General features: G+C 66.8%; 22 protein-coding genes. 11 read left to right on the top strand and 11 right to left on the bottom strand.

The window, feature by feature from the left end; genetic code table 11:
• Positions 1 to 37: 37 nt before the first annotated feature.
• The 8 genes from BLT45_RS15805 to ykgO form a co-directional block, all read right to left on the bottom strand.
• A complete protein-coding gene (locus tag BLT45_RS15805; RefSeq protein WP_093302563.1) occupies positions 38 to 1,276 on the bottom strand; it encodes a TraB/GumN family protein in 1,239 nt (412 codons plus the stop codon).
• A gap of 4 nt (positions 1,277 to 1,280) precedes the next feature.
• The gene (locus tag BLT45_RS15800; RefSeq protein ID WP_093302558.1) at positions 1,281 to 1,811 is read right to left on the bottom strand and encodes a GNAT family N-acetyltransferase; all 531 of its coding nucleotides are present in this window, start codon (positions 1,809 to 1,811) and stop codon (positions 1,281 to 1,283) included.
• A 9-nt stretch (positions 1,812 to 1,820) separates the two neighbouring features.
• Positions 1,821 to 2,705, bottom strand: coding sequence for a carbon-nitrogen hydrolase (locus BLT45_RS15795; RefSeq protein ID WP_093302554.1), 885 nt, complete (start codon positions 2,703 to 2,705; stop codon positions 1,821 to 1,823).
• A gap of 94 nt (positions 2,706 to 2,799) precedes the next feature.
• Positions 2,800 to 4,116 carry an NTP/NDP exchange transporter gene (locus BLT45_RS15790; protein WP_093302549.1) on the bottom strand — a complete coding sequence of 439 codons (1,317 nt, stop codon included), beginning with the start codon at positions 4,114 to 4,116 and terminating at the stop codon, positions 2,800 to 2,802.
• 7 nt (positions 4,117 to 4,123) lie between these two features.
• Entirely contained in the window at positions 4,124 to 5,074 is a 951-nt protein-coding gene (locus BLT45_RS15785; protein ID WP_093302544.1) for an aldo/keto reductase, read from the bottom strand.
• Between the two features lie 114 nt (positions 5,075 to 5,188).
• On the bottom strand, positions 5,189 to 6,220 hold the full coding sequence (locus BLT45_RS15780; protein WP_093302540.1) for an agmatine deiminase family protein: 1,032 nt from the start codon (positions 6,218 to 6,220) through the stop codon (positions 5,189 to 5,191).
• A gap of 32 nt (positions 6,221 to 6,252) precedes the next feature.
• Complete coding sequence (locus tag BLT45_RS15775) at positions 6,253 to 6,582, bottom strand: hypothetical protein (RefSeq protein ID WP_093302536.1); 330 nt, start codon at positions 6,580 to 6,582, stop codon at positions 6,253 to 6,255.
• Positions 6,583 to 6,704: 122 nt separating this feature from the next.
• A complete protein-coding gene (ykgO, locus tag BLT45_RS15770) occupies positions 6,705 to 6,830 on the bottom strand; it encodes a type B 50S ribosomal protein L36 (RefSeq protein ID WP_010342887.1) in 126 nt (41 codons plus the stop codon).
• Positions 6,831 to 7,002: 172 nt separating this feature from the next.
• Here ykgO and cmk point away from each other — a divergent pair, with 172 nt between their 5' ends.
• The 10 genes from cmk (at position 7,003) to BLT45_RS15720 (ending at position 16,953) form a co-directional block, all read left to right on the top strand.
• Positions 7,003 to 7,680 (top strand): (d)CMP kinase, encoded by a 678-nt coding sequence (gene cmk, locus BLT45_RS15765; RefSeq protein ID WP_093302531.1) that lies wholly within the window; start codon positions 7,003 to 7,005, stop codon positions 7,678 to 7,680.
• 149 nt (positions 7,681 to 7,829) lie between these two features.
• Complete coding sequence (rpsA, locus tag BLT45_RS15760) at positions 7,830 to 9,521, top strand: 30S ribosomal protein S1 (RefSeq protein ID WP_093302527.1); 1,692 nt, start codon at positions 7,830 to 7,832, stop codon at positions 9,519 to 9,521.
• A 95-nt stretch (positions 9,522 to 9,616) separates the two neighbouring features.
• The gene (locus BLT45_RS15755) at positions 9,617 to 9,922 is read left to right on the top strand and encodes an integration host factor subunit beta (RefSeq protein ID WP_056878658.1); all 306 of its coding nucleotides are present in this window, start codon (positions 9,617 to 9,619) and stop codon (positions 9,920 to 9,922) included.
• 71 nt (positions 9,923 to 9,993) lie between these two features.
• Complete coding sequence (locus BLT45_RS15750) at positions 9,994 to 10,272, top strand: LapA family protein (protein WP_093302524.1); 279 nt, start codon at positions 9,994 to 9,996, stop codon at positions 10,270 to 10,272.
• A 3-nt stretch (positions 10,273 to 10,275) separates the two neighbouring features.
• A complete protein-coding gene (gene lapB / locus BLT45_RS15745; protein WP_093302521.1) occupies positions 10,276 to 11,454 on the top strand; it encodes a lipopolysaccharide assembly protein LapB in 1,179 nt (392 codons plus the stop codon).
• Positions 11,454 to 12,431, top strand: coding sequence for an MraY family glycosyltransferase (locus tag BLT45_RS15740; RefSeq protein WP_093302516.1), 978 nt, complete (start codon positions 11,454 to 11,456; stop codon positions 12,429 to 12,431). The genes lapB and BLT45_RS15740 overlap by 1 nt, the downstream gene beginning before the upstream one ends.
• 17 nt (positions 12,432 to 12,448) lie before the next feature.
• Positions 12,449 to 14,362: a nucleoside-diphosphate sugar epimerase/dehydratase gene (locus BLT45_RS15735; protein WP_093303447.1), complete on the top strand. Its 1,914-nt coding sequence runs from the start codon at positions 12,449 to 12,451 to the stop codon at positions 14,360 to 14,362.
• Complete coding sequence (galU, locus tag BLT45_RS15730; RefSeq protein WP_093302511.1) at positions 14,359 to 15,261, top strand: UTP--glucose-1-phosphate uridylyltransferase GalU; 903 nt, start codon at positions 14,359 to 14,361, stop codon at positions 15,259 to 15,261. Before BLT45_RS15735 ends, galU begins: the two co-directional genes overlap by 4 nt.
• 52 nt (positions 15,262 to 15,313) lie before the next feature.
• Positions 15,314 to 16,612, top strand: coding sequence for an NAD(P)/FAD-dependent oxidoreductase (locus tag BLT45_RS15725; protein WP_093302507.1), 1,299 nt, complete (start codon positions 15,314 to 15,316; stop codon positions 16,610 to 16,612).
• Positions 16,613 to 16,614: 2 nt separating this feature from the next.
• Positions 16,615 to 16,953, top strand: a complete 339-nt coding sequence (locus BLT45_RS15720; protein ID WP_093302504.1) for a tRNA-binding protein — start codon at positions 16,615 to 16,617, stop codon at positions 16,951 to 16,953.
• Positions 16,954 to 17,008: 55 nt separating this feature from the next.
• Here the strand turns inward: BLT45_RS15720 and BLT45_RS15715 are convergent, their stop codons facing one another.
• From BLT45_RS15715 to BLT45_RS15705, 3 genes are read right to left on the bottom strand one after another with little or no spacing between them, the layout of a single operon-like run.
• Complete coding sequence (locus BLT45_RS15715; RefSeq protein ID WP_093302498.1) at positions 17,009 to 18,214, bottom strand: acetyl-CoA C-acyltransferase; 1,206 nt, start codon at positions 18,212 to 18,214, stop codon at positions 17,009 to 17,011.
• Between the two features lie 26 nt (positions 18,215 to 18,240).
• Positions 18,241 to 20,613 (bottom strand): 3-hydroxyacyl-CoA dehydrogenase/enoyl-CoA hydratase family protein, encoded by a 2,373-nt coding sequence (locus BLT45_RS15710; protein WP_093302494.1) that lies wholly within the window; start codon positions 20,611 to 20,613, stop codon positions 18,241 to 18,243.
• Positions 20,614 to 20,638: 25 nt separating this feature from the next.
• Positions 20,639 to 21,268 (bottom strand): TetR/AcrR family transcriptional regulator, encoded by a 630-nt coding sequence (locus BLT45_RS15705; RefSeq protein WP_093302490.1) that lies wholly within the window; start codon positions 21,266 to 21,268, stop codon positions 20,639 to 20,641.
• A 220-nt stretch (positions 21,269 to 21,488) separates the two neighbouring features.
• On the opposite strand from BLT45_RS15705, the gene ndk reads away from it, so the two are divergent.
• A complete protein-coding gene (gene ndk, locus BLT45_RS15700; RefSeq protein ID WP_093302485.1) occupies positions 21,489 to 21,914 on the top strand; it encodes a nucleoside-diphosphate kinase in 426 nt (141 codons plus the stop codon).
• The last annotated feature ends 4 nt before the right edge of the window (positions 21,915 to 21,918 follow it).

Below are 21,918 nucleotides of genomic sequence, written 5' to 3'. Positions count from 1 at the left end.
GGGCATTGCCCGGCTCTTTTTTTGCCTCGAGATGGGTTCAGCCGACCAGCTTGCCCAGCATCCTCAGGCCGCCAGTCCACACGCCGATGGCGGTGCCCAGGCTGGTCAGGAAGAAATTCAGCAGTACGCGCGCCACCCGGTTCTTCCACCAGCCGCGCGTGGTCTGCACGTCATCGCGCAGGGCCATGAAGTCGGCATAGGTCGGCTTGCGCAGCGTGGCTTCGACGAAGGCGCTCACCGTGCCAGACGCCAGCGCCGGATGCAGCGGCGTCAGGGGCGAGGCGATGAAGGCCGCGAGGATGCTCAGCGGGTGGCCACCGGCGATCGCGCAGCCGAGCGCGCCCAGCAGGCCGGTCGCGAGCACCCACTGCACCAACAGGTCGGAACCGACATCCACGCCGCCCTGCCAGAAACCCCAGGCGAAGCCGCCGACCAGGAAGGCGCCGATGATCATCTCCATCCACGGCATGCGCGACTTGGGTTTCACCGTTTCCAGCGACCGCCGGAGTACGGCCGGATCCTCGGCATCGTCCCTGAGGTGGCGGACCAGGCCGGGCAGATGGCCGGCGCCGACCACCGCGAGCACGCGGTAGGGGCCGGCAGCGTCCGTCGGCGCGTCATGGGCGACTTGGCGCAGCGCGGAGGCCATGTACTGGTCCCGCTCGGCGATGATGGCGCGGTAGAGCTGCGGGCTTTCGGTCGCGAACTCGCCGAAGCTCGACTCCAGCATGTCGCCCTGCTTGAGCTTTTCGATTTCGTCGTCGCCCACTTCCTCATCGGCGAACATGCCGGCGAGGATGCCGGCACCCACCTTGGTGCGCTGCCACCAGCCCAACGACTGCAGTGCGCGCTTGAAGGTCAGGCCGACCTCGCGGTCGATCAGGTGCACGGGCAGACCCCGGGCCTGCGCGTCCAGCGCGCCCGCCTTGAGTTCTTCGCCCGGCTCGACGCCCAGTTGTTCGGCCAATCGCCGCTGGTACGCCGCCAGCGCCAGATTCGCGGCGAACAGGTGGGTCTTGCCCTCGCGGATCACCTTGACCAGGTCCAGCCGCGCCAGCGTGTCCGGATCGGTCAGCGACTGCAGGCGGCCGGCGTCCAGTTCCACCGCGACGCTGTCGTAGTCGCCGCTGGCGACCGCGGCGCGCACGGCGTCGACGCTCGCGCGAGACACGTGGGCGGTGCCCAGCAGGGTGAAGCGCACGCCATCGCGCTCGACGATCTCGTGGGGTTGTCCCTGCAGTGGGTCGGCGGCAGCGGCGGTGTTCGTGTCGGTCATCGTGTCATTCGTCTTGCGGAGGCGCGGTGGTGCCGGCGCCGAGGGTGCGTTGCATCTGCACGGTGTCCAGCCAGCGGTCGTGCTTCCAGGCGATGCCGCGGAAGATGCCGACCAGGGTGAATCCGAATTTCTCGTGCAGGCGGATGGACGCGGTGTTGGTGGGCTCGCCGATCACGGCGATCATCTGCCGGTAGCCGCGGGCTTCGCAGGCCTCGATCAGCGCCTTCATCAGCGCGGCGCCGATGCCGCGGCCCTTCAGGCCCGGAACGACGTAGACCGAATTCTCGACGGTCTTGCGGTAGCCGATGCGGGCGCGGTAGCTGCTGGCGTAGGCATAGCCGGCGAACTGCCCGTCCAGCTCGGCGACGAGGTACGGATAGCCCGCTGCGATCACGGATTGCAGGCGTAGCGACATCTCCGCTTCGTCCGGCACGTCGTACTCGTAGGTGTTGACGTGCTCGCGGACTTCGTCGGCATAGAGGGCGGCGATGGCCGGCACGTCGGCCGGCGTGGCGTCACGGACGATCAGCGGCACGCGCGGGCCTCAGTCGATGTAGCGCTTGAGCAGGTCGCCGTACGCATCGATGCGGCGGTCGCGCAGGAACGGCCAGATGCGGCGGACATGCTCGCTGCGCTGGAGGTCGACGTCCGCCGTCAGGATGGTTTCGTCGCCTCCGGCTTCGGCGATGAATTCGCCCTGCGGACCGAGCACGTGGCTGTTGCCCCAGAACCGGATGCCCGACGCGCCCAGCGGCGAGGATTCATGGCCCACCCGATTGCAGCTCAGCACGGGCAGGCCATTGGCGACCGCATGGCCGCGGTGGCTCAGCACCCAGGCGTCGCGCTGGCGGTCCTTCTCGGCCTGCCCGTCGTCGGGATCCCACCCGATCGCGGTGGGGTAGAGCAGCAGGTCCGCGCCGGCCAGCGCCATCAGGCGCGCGGCTTCGGGATACCACTGGTCCCAGCACACCAGCACGCCGAGACGGCCGACTGAGGTGTCGATCGGGGTGAAGCCGATGTCGCCCGGCGTGAAATAGAACTTCTCGTAGAACCCCGGGTCGTCCGGGATGTGCATCTTGCGGTACTTGCCCGCGATGCGGCCGTCCTTCTCGTAGACGACGGCGGTGTTGTGGTACAGGCCGGCGGCGCGGCGCTCGAACAACGAGGACACCAGCACCACGCCGTGCTGCTTCGCCAGCGCGCCCAGACGCTCCGTGCTCGGGCCGGGTATCGGTTCGGCCAGGTCGAACTCCTGCACCGATTCGTGCTGGCAGAAGTAGGCGCCGTTGTGCAATTCCTGCAGCAGCACCAGACGGGCGCCGCGCTTGGCGGCTTCGGCCACGCGCGCTTCGATCACCGACAGGTTGGCGTCGGCGTCGCCGTGGTTCTTCTCCTGGATCAGGGCAACGGGCAGGGTGGTGCGGTTCATCGTGGGCGCGATCGGGCAGCGGCGGCGAGAGGGCGAATGGTACCGCGTCCACCCCGCGCGCAGGCGCACGCGACGTGAACACGCCGTGCCGCGCTCAGGCGTTCGCGGCGTCCTCGCGGCGGCGCTGCTGGCGCCCCAACGCCAGCCCGGTGGCCGCCCAGGCCAGGGCCACGCCGGAGCCGATCAGCATGGCGACGGCCGGGTGCTCCGCCAACACGTCGAGGGCGCGCTTCACCCAGCCGCTAAGCGCGTCGCCGCCGCGGTACACCACGGTGTCGATGAAGTTCTTGGCCTTGTACTTCTGCCCTGGCAGAACGACCGTGTAGAGCATCTCGCGTCCGGGACGGACGAAGGCGTACTCGCCGGCGCGGCGCGCGACCATGACCACGACGAACACGCCGAACACCGGCGCCAGTGCCAGCCACAGGAACCCGGCGGCCATCACCAGCGGCACTGCCACCAGCAGCACGCCCACGCCGAGCCGTTGGGCAATCCGCCCGGTGATGAACAACTGGCTGAGGATGGCGAGCGCCTGTACCACGGTATCGATCGTGCCAAATACGCGCGTCTGCTGTTCCTTGTCCGGGAAGAGCTGTTCGACCAGCTTGGCCTGCTCGAAGTAGAGGAAGGTCGTCACCGTCGCCAGCAGCAACACGAACAGAGCGATGCCGGCGAGGTAGGGCGACTTGAACACTTCGGTGGCGCCGGCGAACGGATTGCCACCCAGCGGGGCGCGCCGTTGTTCGGCCGTACTGACGCCTTCCGGCAGCGGGTGCCGGTCGCGCCACTGATGCAGCCGCAGGGCCGTGACGCCACTGGCGCCCATCAGCACCGACGACAGCAGCATCAGGCCGCCATGCCCCAGGTGCTCGACCAGCAGCGTGGTCAGCAACGGGCCTACCAGTCCACCGAGGCTGGCCCCGCTGGCGATCAACGCGAACAGGCGCTTCGCCTCACTGCTTGCCAGCACGTCGGCCAGCACGCTCCACGCCAGCGAGATCAGCAACAGGTTGATCACCGAGACCCAGATGTAGAAACCGCGCGCCAGCCATACATCGTCGGGCCGGGCGAGCAGGGCGACGCCGAAGGCCAGCAGGCTGACGACCACCGCGCCGAACACCCATGGCAGGATCCGCCGGCGCGATACCTTCGACGCGATCCAGCCGAACAGCGGCAGCACGATGAGCGTGGCGACGAACGTGCCGGTGAACAGCCACTGCAGATTGTCCACGCCGCCGGTCACGCCCATCGTTTCGCGGATCGGCCGCAGCATGAAATAGCCCGCGAACAGTAGGAAGAACATCAGCAAACCGGCCCCCACCGCAGGGGCTTCGTGCGGTGCGACGTTGAACAGGCGGGACAGCCAGCGCGTCATCGCGCCGCCAGGCGCGGTCTCGGGGGCAGGAGGCATGGGCGACTCAGGCGAGGGCGGCGATCAGCGCATCGCGCTGGGCGGGCGTCAGGTCAGGCCCGGTACCGGCCTTGAGGTTGTCGGTCTGCCGGTCCGGTTTGCCCGTCGCCGGGATCACCGCGGTCACCGCCGGATGGCTGAGCGCGAATTTCAGGAACGCCTGCGCCCACGACGTCACCCCGGCTGCGGCCAGTGCAGGCGGGACGGGTTTGTCCTTCACCTGCGCGAACAGCCTGCCATCCTCGAACGCGCGGTTGATCAGCACGGCCACGCCAAGATCGCGGGCCAGCGGCAGGACGCGCTTCTCGGCACCGCGGCTCGCCACCGAATAATTGATCTGCAGGAAGTCGGGCTTCTCCGCCTGCACGACATCGGCCAGTTCTTCCTGCGCGCGTTCGACGTAATGGGTGACGCCGACGTACTTCACCTTGCCCTGCGCCTTCAGTTCGCGCGCCACCGCCATCTGGGTCTTCAGATCGCCCAGGTTGTGGACCTGCAACAGCGCGACCTTGTCCGTCTTCAGGCGGCGCAGGGTGTCCGCGAATTGCGCCAGGCCCGCCTCGCGCCCCGTGACGCCGGAGAGCTTGGTCGCCAGCCATGCCTTGCCGGTGAGGCCCTGGTCGGCCAGCAGCGCACCCATCACGTCCTCAGCGACGCTGTAGGTGGGCGCGGTATCGATCAGGGTGGCGCCGGCGGCGAAGAAGCGTTTCAGGACTTCGCGCAGCGGGTCCAACTCGGCGGCGCTCTGGCCGACTTCGAAACTGCCCGAGGTGCCCATGCCAATCACCGGGATCTTTTCGCCGGTCGAGGGGATGGCGCGCGTGTTCAACGGTCCTGCGAGGGCGTTCGACGCGCCGTTGGCGGGGGCCTGTGCCTGGGCGGCGTCGCGACACGCGGCCAGGCCGATGCCGGCGGCCGCGATGGCGGAGGTGGTCAGGAACTTGCGTCGTGTGTACACGGCCGTCTCCTTCGGGGGAAACGGTCGTTATCGGGGATCAGTGCGCGGAGGATGTAAACGAAACGTTCAATCTGCGCCCAACTGATGTCACGGTGCCATGAGCCGTGGCGGTGATCAGCCCAGCAGGCCGGCCGGCAACTGCATCGTGATGCAGTGCAGGCTGCCGTTCTGCCAGATCAGCGCACGGCAGGGTACCTGCACGATTTCGCGGTCCGGATAGGCCTGGGCCAGCACCGCGGCCGCCGCATCGTCGGCAGGATCGCCATAGGCCGGCATCAGCACGGCGCCGTTGACGATCAGGTAGTTTGCATACGACGCCGCGAGTCGGCGCCCGTTGTCGATGACCGGTTGGGCCCACGGCAGCGGGAACGTCCGGTAGGGCGTGCCCTCGGCCGTGCGCAGTGCGGCAATGTCGCCGGCCATGGCTTGCAGCTCGGCGTGATGCACGTCCGAGGCGTCATCGCAGGCCTGGTAGACGATGGCGTCGTCCGGCGCGAAGCGGGCCAGCGTATCGATATGGGCGTCGGTGTCGTCGCCTTCCAGATAGCCATGGTCCAGCCACAGCACGCGCTGCTGCCTCAGCCAGCCGGCCAGCTTGCCGGTCAGCTCCTCGCGGGTCGCATCGGGGTGGCGCTCGTGCAGGCACTGCCAGGTGGTCAGCAGGGTACCCGCACCGTCGGTCTCGATGGCGCCACCTTCCAAAGCAAAATCAATGCTTTGTACGAAATAGTTATGGAACAACTGCATGCCGGACAGTTCGCCGACCAGGCGATCGTCGCGGCTGGCCTCGTACTTGCCGCCCCACCCGGTGAAGCGGAAATCCAGCAGCTTGAAGCGCTGTCCGTCGCGCAGGGTGATGGGGCCCGAGTCGCGGAGCCAGGTGTCGTCGTACTCGGCCGGCACGAAGCGCACCTTCGCCATGTCCACACGGGCGGAGCGAAGGCGGGCTTCAGCGTAGGTCTGGAGGTCGTCGTCGGCGACGCAGATCACGGCCGGCTGGAACCGTGTGATCGCGGCGACCAGGGCCACGTAGGTTTCTTCCACGTCCGCCAGGCGATCGGCCCAGTCGGTGTCGGCGTGCGGCCACGCGATCAGGACCGCGGATTGGGGTTCCCACTCCGCGGGGAAGCGAAAGGCGTCGGTCATGGCATCAATGTCGCGGCCGCGCCGCGCGGGTGTCAGCGGATGGGGGGCTTCGGGCCGATTTCCTCGGCGCTGGCCTTGTTGAGCACCACGTCGATGACGCGGCTCTTCTCGAAGTATACGGTGAAACCCGGGTACACCCAGCGATGGATCACCGGCCATTGGCGCTTCTGTCCGCCGCGCGGCTCGAGCTTCTGCTGCGGGGCGCCGAAGCGGGCTTCCACGTCGGCTGAGGTCTGGCCGCGGACGGGCGCGGCAGCGGCAGGCTTCTCCTGCGCGCGCTCGATCAGCAGGGTATCGGCGAGCGCCGGGCCGGACAGGCCGAGCAGGGCGATCAAGGGCAGGGCAAGGACGCGACGGCTCATGGTTGGGTTCCCCTAGGTGACCCGCCTTTTATAACAAAAGCCGTAAAACAAAAAACCGCCCGGAGGCGGCTTTCTGCGCTTTGCCTGGGTCGCCGTGAAGCGGCCTGGCAGGCGATCCGTTCTTAGCGCTGACGCGCCTTGAAGCGGGGGTTGGACTTGCAAATCACGAAGACCTTGCCGCGGCGGCGGACCACCTTGCAGTCGCGGTGACGGGCCTTCGCCGACTTCAGGGAGGACAGGACCTTCATGAGTTGAAACCTCGGCGTAAATGTATGGGGTGAAGCGAAGCCCGACATTCTAACGGCAATTCCATAGCCGGATCAAGCGGTTGCATGGCACGGCCTAGAAGGCCGGGCGGAGCCTCGTCGGCGCCGGCGCGGTCAGCGTCCATAATGGGGTATCCGACCCTTGGAAGCCCGCATGTCCGACCTCGCTCCCGTCCTGACCATCGATGGCCCGTCTGGCGCCGGCAAGGGGACCGTCAGTCGGATCGCCGCTTCCCGGCTGGGCTGGCACTACCTGGATTCGGGCGCCCTGTACCGGGCGGTGGGCGTCGCCGCCAGCTGGGCCGACCTGGACGTGTCCGACCCCGCCGCGCTGGTCCGCTGCGCGTTCGACACCCGGATCAGCTTCCGCGAAACCGAGGCGGGATTGCGCGTGATCGTCGACGATCTGGATGCGACCGACGAGCTTCGTCTGGAAACGACCGGCGCCCTGGCGTCGGCCATCGCCGCCATCCCGGAGGTCCGCGCGGCCCTGAAGGAGCGGCAGCGCGCGTTCCGCCAAGCCCCCGGGTTGGTGGCGGATGGGCGGGACATGGGAACGGTCATCTTCCCGGACGCCCCCTACAAGGTGTTCCTGACCGCCGGCGCCGAGGAGCGTGCGGAAAGGCGGTATAAGCAGTTGAAAGACAAAGGGGTTTCCGTCACAATCGACGGTCTGCTGCGCGAGATCCTCGCTCGTGACGCCCGTGACGCCCAGCGCACGGTGGCGCCCCTGCGGCCGGCCGACGACGCCGTCCACATCGACACCACCGGCCTGGGCATCGACGCCGTCGTCGAGCGCGTGCTGGCCCTGGTGCCTGTGCGCAAGGGTTGATTCCCGCGTTGCAGAAGGTCCGCACGGAATCCTCCGTGCGGTAGTCCAACCACAACACTCACGGCCACACGCATCCCGCGCAGGCCGACAACGGGTGGACCGTCCGCATTCGCGTGCGCCGGTCTGTGTCATCAACCGAGTATTTTTCAATGACCGAATCATTTGCCGAACTGTTTGAACAGAGCCAGACCCAACTGGCCAAGCTGAAGCCGGGCGCCATCGTCACCGGCGTCGTCGTGGAAGTCCGCAACGACGTGGTGGTGATCAACGCCGGCCTGAAGTCCGAAGGCATCGTGCCGATCGAACAGTTCCGGAACGACGCCGGCGAAATCGACGTGGGCGTGGGCGACGAAGTGAAGGTGGCCCTCGACTCGATCGAGAACGGCTTCGGCGAAACCGTCCTCTCGCGCGAGAAAGCCAAGCGCGCCATGGTGTGGGACGAGCTGGAGCAGGCGCTGGAGAAGAACGAGACCATCACCGGCCGCATCAGCGGCAAGGTCAAGGGTGGTTTCACCGTCGACATCAAGGACGTCCGCGCGTTCCTGCCGGGCTCGCTGGTCGACGTGCGCCCCGTGCGCGATCCGGGCTACCTGGAAGGCAAGGAGCTGGAGTTCAAGCTCATCAAGCTGGACCGCAAGCGCAACAATGTGGTCGTCTCCCGCCGTGCGGTGGTCGAGAGCGAGCATTCGGAAGAGCGCGAGCAGCTGATGGACAAGCTGCAGGAAGGCGTGGTGCTGAAGGGTGTGGTCAAGAACCTCACCGACTACGGCGCGTTCGTCGACCTGGGCGGCATCGATGGCCTGCTGCACATCACCGACATGGCCTGGAAGCGCGTGCGTCATCCGTCCGAAGTCGTCGAAGTCGGCCAGGAACTGGACGTCCGCGTGCTGAAGTACGACCGTGAGCGCAACCGCGTCTCGCTGGGCCTGAAGCAGCTGGGCGAGGATCCGTGGGACAACATCGCCCGCCGTTACCCGGCCAACAGCCGCGTGTTCGGCAAGGTCTCCAACGTCACCGATTACGGCGCGTTCGTCGAGATCGAGCCGGGCGTCGAAGGCCTGGTGCACGTGTCCGAGATGGACTGGACCAACAAGAACGTCAACCCTTCCAAGGTCGTGCAGGTCGGTGACGAAGTCGAAGTGATGGTGCTGGACGTCGATGAAGAGCGTCGCCGCATCTCGCTGGGCATGAAGCAGGTCGCCGCCAATCCGTGGGAGACCTTCGCGGCCACCCACAAGAAGAACGACAAGGTGTCCGGCCAGATCAAGTCGATCACCGACTTCGGTATCTTCATCGGCCTGGACGGCGGCATCGACGGCCTGATCCACCTGTCCGACATCAGCTGGAACACCACTGGCGAAGACGTGGTCCGCAACTTCAAGAAGGGCGACACGCTGGAAGCCGTGGTGCTGGCCGTCGACCCGGAGCGCGAGCGCATCAGCCTGGGCGTCAAGCAGCTTGAGCAGGATCCGTTCGGCCAGTACATGGCGTCGCATCCGAAGGGCACGAAGGTCGAAGGTACGGTGAAGGAAGTGGACGCCAAGGGCGCCACGATCGAACTGGCCGACGGCATCGAAGGCTACGTTTCGTCGCGCGACATCAGCCACGACCGCGTGGACGATGCCAGCCAGCACCTGAAGGTCGGCGACAAGGTCGAAGCCAAGTTCATCGGCATGGACCGCAAGGGCCGCACCCTGCAGCTGTCGATCAAGGCGAAGGACGAAGCCGAGACCGCGGAAGCGCTGGCCGAGTACAACAAGACCGCCGCGGAAGCCGCTACCGGTACCACCAGCCTGGGCGCGCTGCTGCGTGCGCAGCTGGATGGCGGCAAGTCCGAGTAATCGGCTGCCTGCCGTTCGATTCCCAAGCAGTACCGTCCCCACCGGCCCGGGTTCGCCCGGGCCGGTGCGGGTACATCCGCTCTGATTCCTAGCCGATGACCAAGTCCGAACTCATCGAAATCCTGAGTCGCCGTCAGCCTCACCTCAAGGCCGAGGACGTCGACCTTGCCGTGAAGTCCCTGCTGGAAATGATGGGGGGCGCCCTGTCGCAGGGCGATCGGATCGAGATACGCGGTTTCGGCAGTTTCTCGCTGCACTATCGTCCGCCCCGCATGGGCCGCAATCCCAAGACCGGCGAATCCGTCGCACTGCCGGCGAAACACGTTCCCCACTTCAAGCCCGGCAAGGAGCTGCGCGAGCGCGTCAGCGACGTCACGCCGATCGAGGAAGCCGGCGAGTAGGCCTCGCCCGGGCGCGTGTCGTACCGCGCCGTCTCCGTTAAGCTAGGCGCCGTCCTGCACGGAGTCGCCTGATGAACACCTTCCGCCTGGTCGTTGCGCTGCTGTTCCTGGCCTACGGACTCATCATCGGTGTGCTCAATACGCAACCGATCACCCTCAAGCTGGTCTTCACCGAATTCCAGACGTCGTCCGGCGTCGGCATCATGCTGTCGCTACTTCTGGGCGTCGTCATCGGCGGCCTGATCGTGGTGGCGACCGTGGTATGGCCCCTCTACGCCAAACTGCGGAAGGCGAATCGTGCCGCGGTGCCCGGCGGTGCGGCCGCGTCCTCGCTGGACCAGGGTGCCTGAGCCATGGCGTTCCTCACCGAGTGGTTCTGGTTTTTCCTGTTCCTGCCGCTGGCGGCACTGAGTGGCTGGATCATCGGCCGTCGCGGCGGGCAGCGCCATGGCGATACCCAGGTCAGCCGGCTCTCCAGCACCTACTTCCGCGGCTTGAACTACCTGCTCAACGAGCAGCCGGACAAGGCGATCGAGCTGTTCCTGCACATCGCAGAGCTCGACAAGGAGACCTTCGAGACGCAGGTGGCGTTGGGCCATCTGTTCCGGCGACGCGGCGAAGTGGACCGCGCGATCCGCCTGCACCAGGGACTGGTGCAGCGTCCCGACCTCAACGATCAGCAAAAGGTGCAGGCGTTGCTGGCGCTGGGCGAGGACTACATGCGATCCGGTCTGCTGGACCGTGCCGAAACGGTGTTCAGCGACCTCGCGCAGATCGACCAGCGCGCCCCCCAGGCGCTCAAGCATCTGATCGGCATCTACCAGGCGGAGCGGGACTGGGAAAAGGCCATCGACAATGCGCGCCGGTACGAAGAAGTGACCGGCGAGCCCATGGGCAAGCTGGTGGCGCAGTTCGAATGCGAACTGGCAGAGCGGCACCGCACCGCGAACAACGCCGACGCTGCGCGCGCTGCGGTGGCGCGCGCCTACCAGGCGGACGCGGGCAGCGTGCGGGCGGGCATCATAGAAGGACGCATCGAATCAGACGCCGGCAATGCGGATGCGGCGGTCCGAGCCTTCGAGCGTGCCGCCCGCCACGACCCCGACTATCTGCCCGAAGTGCTGCCCAGCCTGCTGGCCAGCTACGACCAGGTCGGCGACCTCTCGGGCGCCCGGGCGTTCCTGTCCGAGATGTGCGAGCACTATCGCGGCATCGCTCCGGTGCTCGCGCTGACCAAACTGGTCGAGCGGCAGGACGGGGTGGCCGCCGCGCGCGCTTACCTCGCACGGCAGCTCAAGGATCGTCCTTCGGTACGTGGTGAGGCGGCGCTCATCGACCTGACCCTGGCCGAGGGTGCCGACCCGGCCGCGACCCTCCACGACCTGAAGCACATCACCGACCAGTTGCTGGTGCGCAACCCCAGCTACCGATGCACGCGCTGCGGGTTCGGCGCGCGCACCCACCACTGGCAATGTCCCAGCTGCAAGGAGTGGGGCACGATCAAGCCCCTGCTCAACTACGCGGTGGTCTGATGCCGGCGTTGCCTGTGTGGCTGCTGGTGCTCGGATGCGGCGCCGCGTTGGGCACCTGGTTGGCCAGGTGGTATGCCCTGAGGGGTAACCTGCTTGACCAGCCCGGCGAACGGCGCAGCCATAGCGTGCCGACGCCGCGTGGGGGCGGCATTTCCATCATGGCGGTGTTGGTGGTGGCCGCCGCCGTTGTGGGAGTGCTTTTCCCCGGCGAGCGTTGGCTGTGGTGGAGCTTCCTGCCGGGCCTCCTGATCGTGGGCGGAATCGGTTGGTGGGACGATCATCGCCCCCTGTCCCCCTGGCTTCGCTTGATGGTGCAGGCGGTAGCCGCCGTGCTGCTCGGCGCGGGGGTCTGGTCAGCGACGGGGACAGCGTGGCTTGCCGGGGCGAGCGTCGTGGCGGCCCTGGTGCTCGTCAATGTCTGGAACTTCATGGACGGCATCAACGGCCTGGCCGTCACCCAGGCCCTGCTGGCGGCGTTGGCCTATGCGGCGCTGATGCCGGGCACGGGCGGGCTGCCATGGCTGGCCTGGGCCCTGTGCGCGGCGTGCGTCGGGTTCCTTCCGTTCAATTTCCCACGCGCCCGGATCTTCCTCGGCGACGTGGGGAGCGGGGTGCTCGGGTACTCGCTGGCGGCCCTTGCGGTGACGTCGATCGCCGCGTCGCCTGTCGAAAGCGCACCGCTGGCCCTGTTGCCGTTATGCGCATTCCTTGTCGACGCAGGCTTCACGTTGGCATGGCGCATGCTGCGCCGCGAACGCTGGTGGACGCCCCATGTCAGCCATGTGTATCAAAAAGCCGCGCGCCGATGGGGTCATACCGCTGTAACCGTGATTTATTTGGTGTTCGGCAGCGTTACCTTATTGTTAAGCTTCACATTGCCAACTAGGACATTGGGCGCCACGTCGGCTGTGGTGGCCTCGATCTACGTCGTTGCTGGCGCGTTGTGGGCCTTACTGCGCAGGGGATGGCGCGACTAGCACTGGAGAAGGATCTGATGGAATCCTGGCGGGACCGTTTGAGTAGTTGGACACCCCGCGTGCTGGTAGCCCTCCATGATCTGGCGATGGTCTGGATCTGCTGGCAAGTCCTGCATCGGATGCGCTACGCCATGCTGGCGCATGGTCCCGAATTCCCGTTGTGGTCCAACGAGATCGCCATCGTGCTGGTCGCCCAAGGCGTCGTGTTCTGGTGGATGGGGCTCTACCGTGGTCTCTGGCGTTTTGCCAGCCTTCCGGATCTGTGGAACATCGTGAAAGCGTGCGCCCTTGGGTTTCTGGGCGTGGTTCTCGGTCTGTTCTTCTACAACCGCTTCGGGTCCACGCCGCGCGCGGTGCTCGGCTTCTATCCGTTTGCCCTCGTGGCCTTCCTGGGCCTTCCGCGACTCGCGTACCGCGCATGGAAGGACAGCCAGGCTCAGCGATCGCAGGAGAGCGCTTCAAGGGTCCTGATCATGGGCGCGGGACGCGCCGGCGAGGCATTGGTCCGCGAATTGCGCCGCACCGGTGTCTATTACCCGGTGGCATTCCTTGATGATGCCCGCCGCCTGCACGGTTCCAAGCTCCAGGGCGTTCCCGTGCTGGGGGGGCTGGAGGACGCCGCCGCCGTGGCCCGTGAGACGGCAGCCCGGATGCTGGTCATCGCGATGCCGTCCCTGGACGCGCCCGCCATGCAGCGTGTGGTCGCCATCTGCGAAAGCACCGGGCTGCCCTTCCGCATGGTGCCGAAGCTGGTCAACGTGCTCGAAGGCCAGTCCATGCCCGGCGACCTGAAAGAGGTCGCGATCGAGGACCTCCTGGGGCGCAAGTCGGTCACGCCGGACTGGAAGCTGATCCGCGGCTGGCTGGGTGGGCGGACCGTGATGGTCACCGGTGCGGGCGGCTCCATCGGTTCGGAGCTGTGCCGCCAATGCGCGCGTCATGGTGCGCAGCGGATCGCATTGGTGGAGATCGACGAACTTGCCCTCATCACCATCCAGGGTGATCTGCGGCGGGCCTTTCCCGACCTCGACGTGTTGCCCGTCCTGGGCAACTGCGGCGATCCCGCCGTGATCGCGCATGCGCTTCGCATGGCCGAACCCGATGCCGTGTTCCATGCGGCCGCCTACAAGCAGGTGCCCCTGCTGGAAGGCCATCTGCGCGAGGCGGTCGGCAACAATGTCCTGGCGACCGAAACCGTCGCCCGCGCCTGTCGCGAGGCGGGCGTGGCGACATTCGTGCTCATTTCGACGGACAAGGCGGTCGATCCTGTCAATGTGCTGGGCGCCACCAAACGCCTGGCGGAGATGGCGTGCCAGGCGCTGGACGATGCACGGTCCAGTACCCGCTACGTCACCGTGCGCTTCGGCAACGTGCTGGATTCCGCGGGTAGCGTCGTGCCCCTGTTCCGCGAACAGATCCGGAAGGGTGGGCCGGTCACCGTGACCGATCCGGACGTCACGCGCTACTTCATGACCATCCCCGAAGCCTGCCAGCTAATTCTGCAGGCAGCTTCCGGCGCGGCCCATGCCTCCATCTATACCCTGGACATGGGCGATCCCGTGCCGATCCGCCTGCTGGCCGAACAGATGATCCGCTTGGCCGGCAAGCAGCCGGGCCGGGACATCGCGATCGTCTACACGGGTCTGCGTCCGGGCGAGAAGCTGCATGAGACGCTGTTCCATGCGGACGAGCGCTATCAGCCCACTTCGCACTCCAAGATCATGAAGGCCTTTGCGCGCGACGTGTCCCCGGAGTTCATCGATCTGGCGATGCAGCGCCTGCGGGCTGCCCATGCGCGCTACGACACCACCGAGCTGGGGGAAGTGTTGCGGGTCGCCGTGCCGGAGTTCACGCCCTTGTCAAATGATCATGACGAGACATCCGCTAACATCGTGGTCTTCCCAGGCCGTGATGCTCGCAGGACTCGATGACCTCCACCCGTATCCGCAAGGCCGTGTTCCCCGTCGCGGGGCTCGGCACCCGTTTCCTGCCCGCTACCAAGACCGTTCCGAAGGAGATGCTGCCGATCATCGATCGGCCGTTGATCCAGTACGCGGTCGATGAAGCGATCGAGGCTGGCTGCGACACGTTGATTTTCGTCACCAACCGCTACAAGCATGCGGTGGCCGACTACTTCGACAAGGCGTACGAGCTAGAGCAGAAGCTCGAGCGGGCAGGGAAGAGCGAGCAGCTCGACCTGGTGCGCAACGTGCTGCCCTCCCATGTGCGCGCGGTGTTCGTGACCCAGGCCGAAGCGCTGGGCCTGGGGCATGCGGTGCTGTGCGCCAAGCCGATCGTCGGCAACGAGCCTTTCGCGGTGCTGCTCCCGGACGATCTGATCTGGAACCGCGGCCCCGGTGCGCTCAAGCAGATGGCCGATGCGGCCGAACGCTCCGGCGCCAGCGTCATCGCGGTGCAGGACGTCGCGCCGGAACAGACCGGCAGTTACGGCATCGTGGCCACCGAATCCTTCAATGGGCGCGAAGGCCGGATCGGCGCCATCGTCGAGAAGCCGAAGCCCGAGGACGCGCCCAGCACGCTGGCCGTGGTCGGGCGCTATGTGCTTGACGGCAGCATCTTCGAGCTGCTGGAGAACACGACACCGGGCGCGGGCGGCGAGATCCAGCTGACCGACGGCATCGCGCAGCTGCTGCAGGAAAAGCCCGTGCATGCCTACCGGTTCCAGGGCACGCGTTTCGACTGCGGCACGCATATCGGGTTGATCGAGGCCACGATCCGGTACGCACTCGACCATGAGAAGCTCAGCGATGCGGCGCGCGACACCATGCAGAACGCGCTGAGCGAACTGGGCGTGCGGGACCTGCAGTAAACCTTGCAGGGTCACCCCTGCGGGCGGGAATAAAGCTCCATAATCCGGCCCGATGTCAGAACCTGCTTCCAGTTACTACCTGGCGACGGCGACGCCGTCCCTGCCGCACGAGCCCCTCAGGGGGCGTCGTGAAGCGCCCGTCTGCATCATCGGCGGCGGTTTCGCGGGCTTGAACACGGCCCTCGGCCTGGCGGAACGCGGTACGCGCGACGTCGTCGTCCTGGAGGCCAGGGCGCCGGGCTTCGGCGCGTCCGGGCGCAACGGGGGCTTCGTCTTCGGCGGCTTCTCGCGCGGCGAGGAGGCGCTCCTGAGGGAGTTGGGCGCCCCGCGTGCGAAGGCCTTGTATGGCGGCACGATTCAGGCGGTCGAGCTGATCCGTGAGCGGATCACGCGTTACCGGATCGACTGCGAGCCGACGGAGCAGGGCGTCATCTGGGCGAACTGGTTCAAGGACGATGCGGTGCTGCGCGAGCGCCAGGCGCTGCTGGCCGAGCACTACGACACCGAGTGGACCTGGTGGTCGCGCGATCAGCTGCGCGCGCAGGTCAACTCGGCCCGCTACCACGACGGACTGTTCGAGCCGCAGGGTTTCCATTTCCATCCGCTGAACTACGCGTTGGGCCTCGCGCGGGCCGCCACGGAGGCCGGCGTGGCGGTGCATGCGGCGTCGCCGGCGCTCTCGCTCGAGCGTGTCGGCCAGGCATGGCGCGTCCGCACGCCTGAAGGCGAGGTCGAGGCGCGGCATGTCGTCCTCGCCTGTGGCGGCTACCTGGCGGGCCTGCGTGCACGGGTCGATGCGGCGGTGTTGCCCATCGCCACCTACGTCATGGTGACCGCACCGCTGGGCGATTGCCTGCCGGAGGTCCTGCGTACGGGTGCCGCCATCTACGACACGCGCTTCGCGTTCGATTATTACCGGCCCCTTCCCGATACCCGCATCCTGTGGGGCGGGCGGATTTCGGTGCTGGACCGATCGCCGGCCGCGGTGCGGCGCCTGCTTTACCGGGACATGCTCAAGGTGTTCCCGCAGCTGGACGGCGTCGGCGTCGACTACGCCTGGTCGGGACTGATGAGTTATGCGCGCCACCAGATGCCGCAGATCGGTCAGATCGAGCCTGGGCTGTGGCTGGCGCAGGCCTTCGGTGGGCACGGCGTGGCGCCCACCACGTTCGCCGGCGAAGTCCTTGCGGCGGCCATCGCGCACGACGACCCGCAGTGGCGCGAGTTCGCCGATTACGGCCTGGTCTCGGCACTGAAGCCGGCCGGCTTCCTGGGCGCGCAGCTGAGCTACTGGTGGGCGGAATCCAGGGACGCGTGGAAAGACTGGCGCGAGCGGGCGAGGGGAGACTAACGGTGGAAAGCAAGGACATCAGCTGGGCGGACTTCGAAAAGGTCCATCTGTGCGCCGGCACCGTCGTGCGCGTGGAGCCGTTCCCTGAGGCGCGCAAGCCGGCGTGGAAGGTGTGGGTGGACTTCGGGCCCCATGGCATTCGGAAGACCAGTGCGCAGATCCACGCGCTTTACGCAGCGGCAGATCTGGTTGGCAAGCAGATCGTCGGCGTCATCAATTTCCCGCCCAAGCAGGTGGGGCCGTTCCTGTCCGAGTTCCTGCTCACCGGATTCCACACGGACGCAGGGGTCGTGGTGACGACGGTGGAGCGACCGGTGCCGAACGGCGCCCGGTTGGCCTGACCACAAACAAACATGGCGCCTCGCGGCGCCATGTTGGTAGTGCCTTGTCGCTGGATCAGAGCGATTCGAAGATGCCCGCCGCGCCCATGCCGGTGCCGATGCACATGGTCACCATGCCGTACTTCTGCTGGCGACGACGCATGCCGTGGACGATGGTGGCGGTGCGGATGGCGCCGGTGGCACCCAGCGGGTGGCCAAGCGCGATGGCACCGCCCAGCGGATTGATCTTCGACGGATCCAGCTCGCTGTCGCGGATCACCGCCAGCGCCTGCGCGGCGAAGGCTTCGTTGAGCTCGATCCAGTCCAACTGGTCCTTGGTCAGGCCGGCCTGCTTCAGCGCTTTCGGAATCGCGGCGATCGGGCCGATACCCATCACTTCCGGGCGCACACCGGCCACCGAGAAGCTGACGAAACGGGCGAGCGGAGTCAGTCCGTAATCCTTGATCGCCTGCTCCGAGGCCAGCAGCACGCCCGCCGCGCCGTCGCTCATCTGCGACGAGGTGCCCGCGGTGACGGTGCCGCCGAACTGCGGGTTGCGGAATACCGTACGCAGCTTGGCCAGGCCTTCCAGCGAGGTGTCCGCGCGCGGGCCTTCATCCTGCTCGACCAGCAGCTTCTTCAGGCGCACGGTATTGCCGGCGAGGTCGGGCTGGCGCGAGATCACTTCGTAAGGGCTGATCTCGTCCCTGAACTCGCCCGCGGCCTGTGCGGCGAGGGCCTTCTGGTGCGAAGCGACAGCGAAGGCGTCCTGGTCCTCGCGCGAAATCTTCCACTCTTCGGCCACTTTCTCGGCGGTGATGCCCATGCCGTAGGCGATGGCGACATGGTCGTTGTCGAACACGCTCGGCGCCATGGCGATCTTGTTGCCCATCATCGGCACCATGCTCATGCTCTCGGTGCCACCGGCCAGCATCAGGTCGGCGTTGCCGAGGCGGATCTGGTCCGCCGCCATCGCCACGGCCTGCAGGCCGGAGGAGCAGAAGCGGTTGATGGTCTGCGCGGCGATCGTGTTCGGCAGGCCCGCCAGCAGCAGGCCGATGCGCGCCACGTTCATGCCTTGCTCGGCTTCCGGCATCGCGCAGCCGATGATGGCGTCGTCGATGCGGCTCAGGTCGATGCCCGGCGCCTGCGCCACGACCGACTTCAGCACGTGCGCCAGCATGTCGTCGGGACGGGTGTTGCGGAACACGCCCTTGGGCGCCTTGCCGACCGGGGTACGGGTGGCGGCGACGATATAGGCTTCTTGTACTTGCTTGCTCATGTCTCGGTGTCCTGTGTCGTCGTCGGTCAGTTACGCAGCGGCTTGCCGGTCTTCAGCATGTGCGCGATGCGGGCCTGGGTCTTTTCCTGTTGCGCCAGTTCGACGAAGTGCTTGCGTTCCAGCTTGAGCAGCCACTCCTCGTCGACCACCGACCCACGGTCGATCTCGCCGCCGCAGAGCACGGTGGCGATGCGCACGGCGATCTCGTAGTCGTACGGACTGATGAAGCGACCTTCCAGCATGTTCACCAGCATCATCTTGAAGGTGGCGATGCCGACGTCGCCGGCTACCTGGATGCGGCGCGCCGGCAGGGGCGGGCGGTAGCCGGTTTCGGCCAGCGCCAGCGCTTCCTGCTTGGCGATGTGCAGCAGCTCATAGGCATTGAAGGCGACCTTGTCGCCCGCGCGCATCAGGCCCAGTTCCTTGGCTTCGAATGCGGAGGCCGACACCTTGGCCATCGCCACGGTCTCGAACGTCTTCTTCAGTTCGGCGAACACGTCGCCGCCAGGACCGGCCGCCTGCGAGGCGCGCACGGCGAGTTCCTTCAGGCCGCCGCCTGCGGGCAGCAGGCCGACGCCCGCTTCCACCAGCCCGATGTAGCTTTCCAGGTGGGCGACGGTGCACGCGCTGTGCATCTGGAACTCGCAGCCGCCGCCCAGGGCGAGGCCGCGCACGGCCGCTACGACCGGCACCAGCGAGTACTTGATGGCCTGGCTGGTTGCCTGGAAGTTGGCCACCATCGCTTCGAACTCGGCGATCTTGCCGGCCTGCAGCGCGCCCAGCGCCCCGGCCAGGTCGGCACCGGCGGAGAACGGCTCCTTCGGCTGCCAGATCACCAGGCCCTTGAAGCGGCGCTCGGCGATCGCGACAGATTCCTGCACGCCGGCCAGGACCGCGTCGGACACGGTGTGCATCTTGGTCTTGAAGCTGATCACGCCGATGCCGTCGCCGTCGGTCCACAGGCGCACGCCGTCGTTCTCGAACACGGTTTCGCCGGGGGCGAAGGTTTCGCCCAGCAGCGGATCCGGGAAGCGCTGACGCGCATAGACGTCCAGCGAGGACCGCGGCAGCTTGGCGTTGCGGGCGGGGCTGTAGCTGCCTTCGGTTCCGTGCACGCCTTCGCGACCGTCGAACACCCAGTTCGGCAGCGGGGCGTTGCTCATGGCCTTGCCGGCCACGATGTCGTCGGCGATCCATTGAGCCACCTGCTTCCAGCCGGCGGCCTGCCAGGTCTCGAACGGCCCCAGCGACCACCCATAGCCCCAGCGGATGGCCAGGTCGACGTCGCGCGCGGTTTCGGCGATGTCGGCGAGGTGGTAGGCGCTGTAGTGGAACAGGTCGCGGAACACCGCCCACAGGAACTGCGCCTGCGGGTGCTGGCTTTCGCGCAGCTTGGCGAACTTCTCGGCCGGGTTCCTGATCTTCAGGATCTCGACCACCTCGGGCGCCGCAGTGCGGTCGGAGGCGCGGTAGTCCTGCTTCTCCAGGTCGAGGACCACGATGTCCTTGCCGACCTTGCGGAAGATGCCGGCGCCGGTCTTCTGGCCCAGGGCGCCCTTGGCGATCAACGCCTCCAGCCACTTCGGCGACTTGAAATAGGCGTGCCACGGATCGTCGGGCAGCGTGTCGGCCATGGTCTTGATGACGTGGGCCATGGTGTCCAGGCCGACCACGTCGGAGGTGCGGTAGGTGGCGGACTTCGGTCGACCGATCAGCGGGCCGGTGACGGCGTCCACTTCGTCGAAGCCCAGCTTGAACTCGCCGGTGTGGTGCGCGGTGGCGAGGATCGAGAACACGCCGATCCGGTTGCCGATGAAGTTCGGCGTGTCCTTGGCGTAGACCACGCCCTTGCCGAGCGTCGTCGTCAGGAAAGTCTCAAGGCCTTCCAGCACCGCCTTGTCTGTGGACTTGGCCGGGATGAGCTCCGCCAGGTGCATGTAGCGGGGCGGGTTGAAGAAGTGCACACCACAGAAGCGATGGCGAAGCTGTTCCGGAAGAACTTCCGCCAACTTGTTGATTCCCAAGCCTGACGTGTTGCTGGCCAGAACAGCATGGTCGGCCACGAACGGGGCGATCTGCTTGTACAGGTCCTGCTTCCAGTCCATCCGCTCGGCGATCGCCTCGATGATCAGGTCGCAGCCCTTGAGGTGCTCCAGGCCGGTCTCGTAGTTGGCCGGCGTGATCGCCTCGGCCAGCGCCTTGCTGGCCAGCGGGGCGGGGCTGAGCTTGCCCAGGTTGGCGATGGCCTTCTGCACGACGCCATCCGGATGACCGTCCTTGGCGGGCAGGTCGAACAACACCGTGTCGACGCCGGCGTTGGTCAGGTGCGCGGCGATCTGCGCACCCATCACGCCGGCACCCAGCACGGCCGCCTTGCGTACAAGCAATGGATTGGACATGGAATTTCCTTGGATTACAGGGGTTTCAGACATGGTCGGCGCGCAGGCCGGCCTCGGCGAAGCGGATGAGTTCACGGGCGGCGCGCTCACGATGCGCGGCTTCCGTGACGCCCGTGGGGCGTTTGATCAGGCCGAAATCGGCCATGGCGTAGGTCAGTGCGCCGGAGAAGAAGTCCAGCCGCCAGTACAGCTCTTCCTTGCTCAGTCCCGGCACGCAGGCGGCGATGGCCTTGCCGAACTCGCGCAGGACGTGGCCGTAGTGGTCGGACAGGAACTGACGCAGGCCGTCGTTCTTCTCGGCGTAGGCGCGGGCGATCACGCGCACGAAGGCGCCGCCGCCGTGGCGGTCCTGGGCCAGGGCCAGGGCGGGTTCGACGAACGCCGCGAGGATCGGGGCCAGTTCGCCCGGGTGCTCGGCCAGGGCCTTGTCCAGCTGGGAGAGGCGGGCGGCGGTCATGTCGTCCATCCGGCGGCGGAACACCTCGTTGACGAGGTTCTCCTTGCTGCCGAAGTGGTAGTTGACCGCGGCGATGTTGACGTCCGCGCGGCTGGTGACCTGGCGCAGCGACGTGCCCGCGAAGCCATGCTGGGCGAACAGCTCTTCGGCCGCCCCGAGGATCCGTTCCTTGGTCGAGAAATGCGTGGTATTGCCCATGACCCCTCCGGCACTGAATCAAACGCTTGTTTGAGTCATTGTCGGGGGTGGGTTGGGGCAAGTCATGCTGCTTTGCAGCATCGGCCCAGGGCAGGGCTGCAAACCAGCCCGCGGTACGTTAGAATCTCGCTACGCTTTCTAGTCTAAGCCCGCGTTTCGACGCGGGTTTTTCATGTTAACCTTGGGCCGTAACGTGGCCCGCCCAACGGAGAGAATCCCCATGGCGCTGGAGCGCACCCTGTCTATTGTCAAGCCCGATGCCGTCGCCAAGAACGTCATCGGCGAAATCTATGCGCGTTTCGAAAAGAACGGTCTGAAGATCGTCGCCTCGAAGATGAAGCACCTGTCGCGCCGCGAAGCGGAAGGCTTCTATGCCGTGCACCGCGAGCGTCCGTTCTTCAACGCGCTGGTCGAGTTCATGATCTCCGGCCCGGTCGCCATCCAGGTGCTGGAAGGCGAGAACGCCGTGCTGAAGCATCGCGACATCCTCGGCGCCACCAATCCGAAGGACGCCGCGCCGGGCACGATCCGCGCCGACTTCGCCGACTCCATCGACGCCAACGCCGCGCACGGTTCTGATTCGGTCGAGAACGCGAACAACGAGATCGCGTACTTCTTCGCCGCGACCGAAGTGTTCGCGCGCTGAGCGA

It is taken from the genome of Pseudoxanthomonas sp. CF385, from assembly GCF_900104255.1.
In the GTDB taxonomy this organism is placed as follows: Bacteria; Pseudomonadota; Gammaproteobacteria; order Xanthomonadales; family Xanthomonadaceae; genus Pseudoxanthomonas_A.
This window is presented reverse-complemented; position numbering and strand designations above follow the sequence as displayed.

What these genes read in the sequence shown, in the direction of transcription:
- BLT45_RS15750 (WP_093302524.1), top strand. Translation starts at nt 9,994, where the DNA reads ATGAACACCTTCCGCCTGGTCGTTGCGCTGCTGTTCCTGGCCTACGGA.
- BLT45_RS15755 (WP_056878658.1), top strand. Translation starts at nt 9,617, where the DNA reads ATGACCAAGTCCGAACTCATCGAAATCCTGAGTCGCCGTCAGCCTCAC.
- BLT45_RS15715 (WP_093302498.1), bottom strand. Translation starts at nt 18,214, where the DNA reads ATGAGCAAGCAAGTACAAGAAGCCTATATCGTCGCCGCCACCCGTACC.
- BLT45_RS15790 (WP_093302549.1), bottom strand. Translation starts at nt 4,116, where the DNA reads ATGCCTCCTGCCCCCGAGACCGCGCCTGGCGGCGCGATGACGCGCTGG.
- BLT45_RS15740 (WP_093302516.1), top strand. Translation starts at nt 11,454, where the DNA reads ATGCCGGCGTTGCCTGTGTGGCTGCTGGTGCTCGGATGCGGCGCCGCG.
- lapB (WP_093302521.1), top strand. Translation starts at nt 10,276, where the DNA reads ATGGCGTTCCTCACCGAGTGGTTCTGGTTTTTCCTGTTCCTGCCGCTG.
- BLT45_RS15795 (WP_093302554.1), bottom strand. Translation starts at nt 2,705, where the DNA reads ATGAACCGCACCACCCTGCCCGTTGCCCTGATCCAGGAGAAGAACCAC.
- BLT45_RS15705 (WP_093302490.1), bottom strand. Translation starts at nt 21,268, where the DNA reads ATGGGCAATACCACGCATTTCTCGACCAAGGAACGGATCCTCGGGGCG.
- galU (WP_093302511.1), top strand. Translation starts at nt 14,359, where the DNA reads ATGACCTCCACCCGTATCCGCAAGGCCGTGTTCCCCGTCGCGGGGCTC.
- BLT45_RS15805 (WP_093302563.1), bottom strand. Translation starts at nt 1,276, where the DNA reads ATGACCGACACGAACACCGCCGCTGCCGCCGACCCACTGCAGGGACAA.
- BLT45_RS15710 (WP_093302494.1), bottom strand. Translation starts at nt 20,613, where the DNA reads ATGTCCAATCCATTGCTTGTACGCAAGGCGGCCGTGCTGGGTGCCGGC.
- BLT45_RS15775 (WP_093302536.1), bottom strand. Translation starts at nt 6,582, where the DNA reads ATGAGCCGTCGCGTCCTTGCCCTGCCCTTGATCGCCCTGCTCGGCCTG.
- BLT45_RS15725 (WP_093302507.1), top strand. Translation starts at nt 15,314, where the DNA reads ATGTCAGAACCTGCTTCCAGTTACTACCTGGCGACGGCGACGCCGTCC.
- cmk (WP_093302531.1), top strand. Translation starts at nt 7,003, where the DNA reads ATGTCCGACCTCGCTCCCGTCCTGACCATCGATGGCCCGTCTGGCGCC.
- BLT45_RS15780 (WP_093302540.1), bottom strand. Translation starts at nt 6,220, where the DNA reads ATGACCGACGCCTTTCGCTTCCCCGCGGAGTGGGAACCCCAATCCGCG.
- rpsA (WP_093302527.1), top strand. Translation starts at nt 7,830, where the DNA reads ATGACCGAATCATTTGCCGAACTGTTTGAACAGAGCCAGACCCAACTG.
- BLT45_RS15735 (WP_093303447.1), top strand. Translation starts at nt 12,449, where the DNA reads ATGGAATCCTGGCGGGACCGTTTGAGTAGTTGGACACCCCGCGTGCTG.
- ykgO (WP_010342887.1), bottom strand. Translation starts at nt 6,830, where the DNA reads ATGAAGGTCCTGTCCTCCCTGAAGTCGGCGAAGGCCCGTCACCGCGAC.
- ndk (WP_093302485.1), top strand. Translation starts at nt 21,489, where the DNA reads ATGGCGCTGGAGCGCACCCTGTCTATTGTCAAGCCCGATGCCGTCGCC.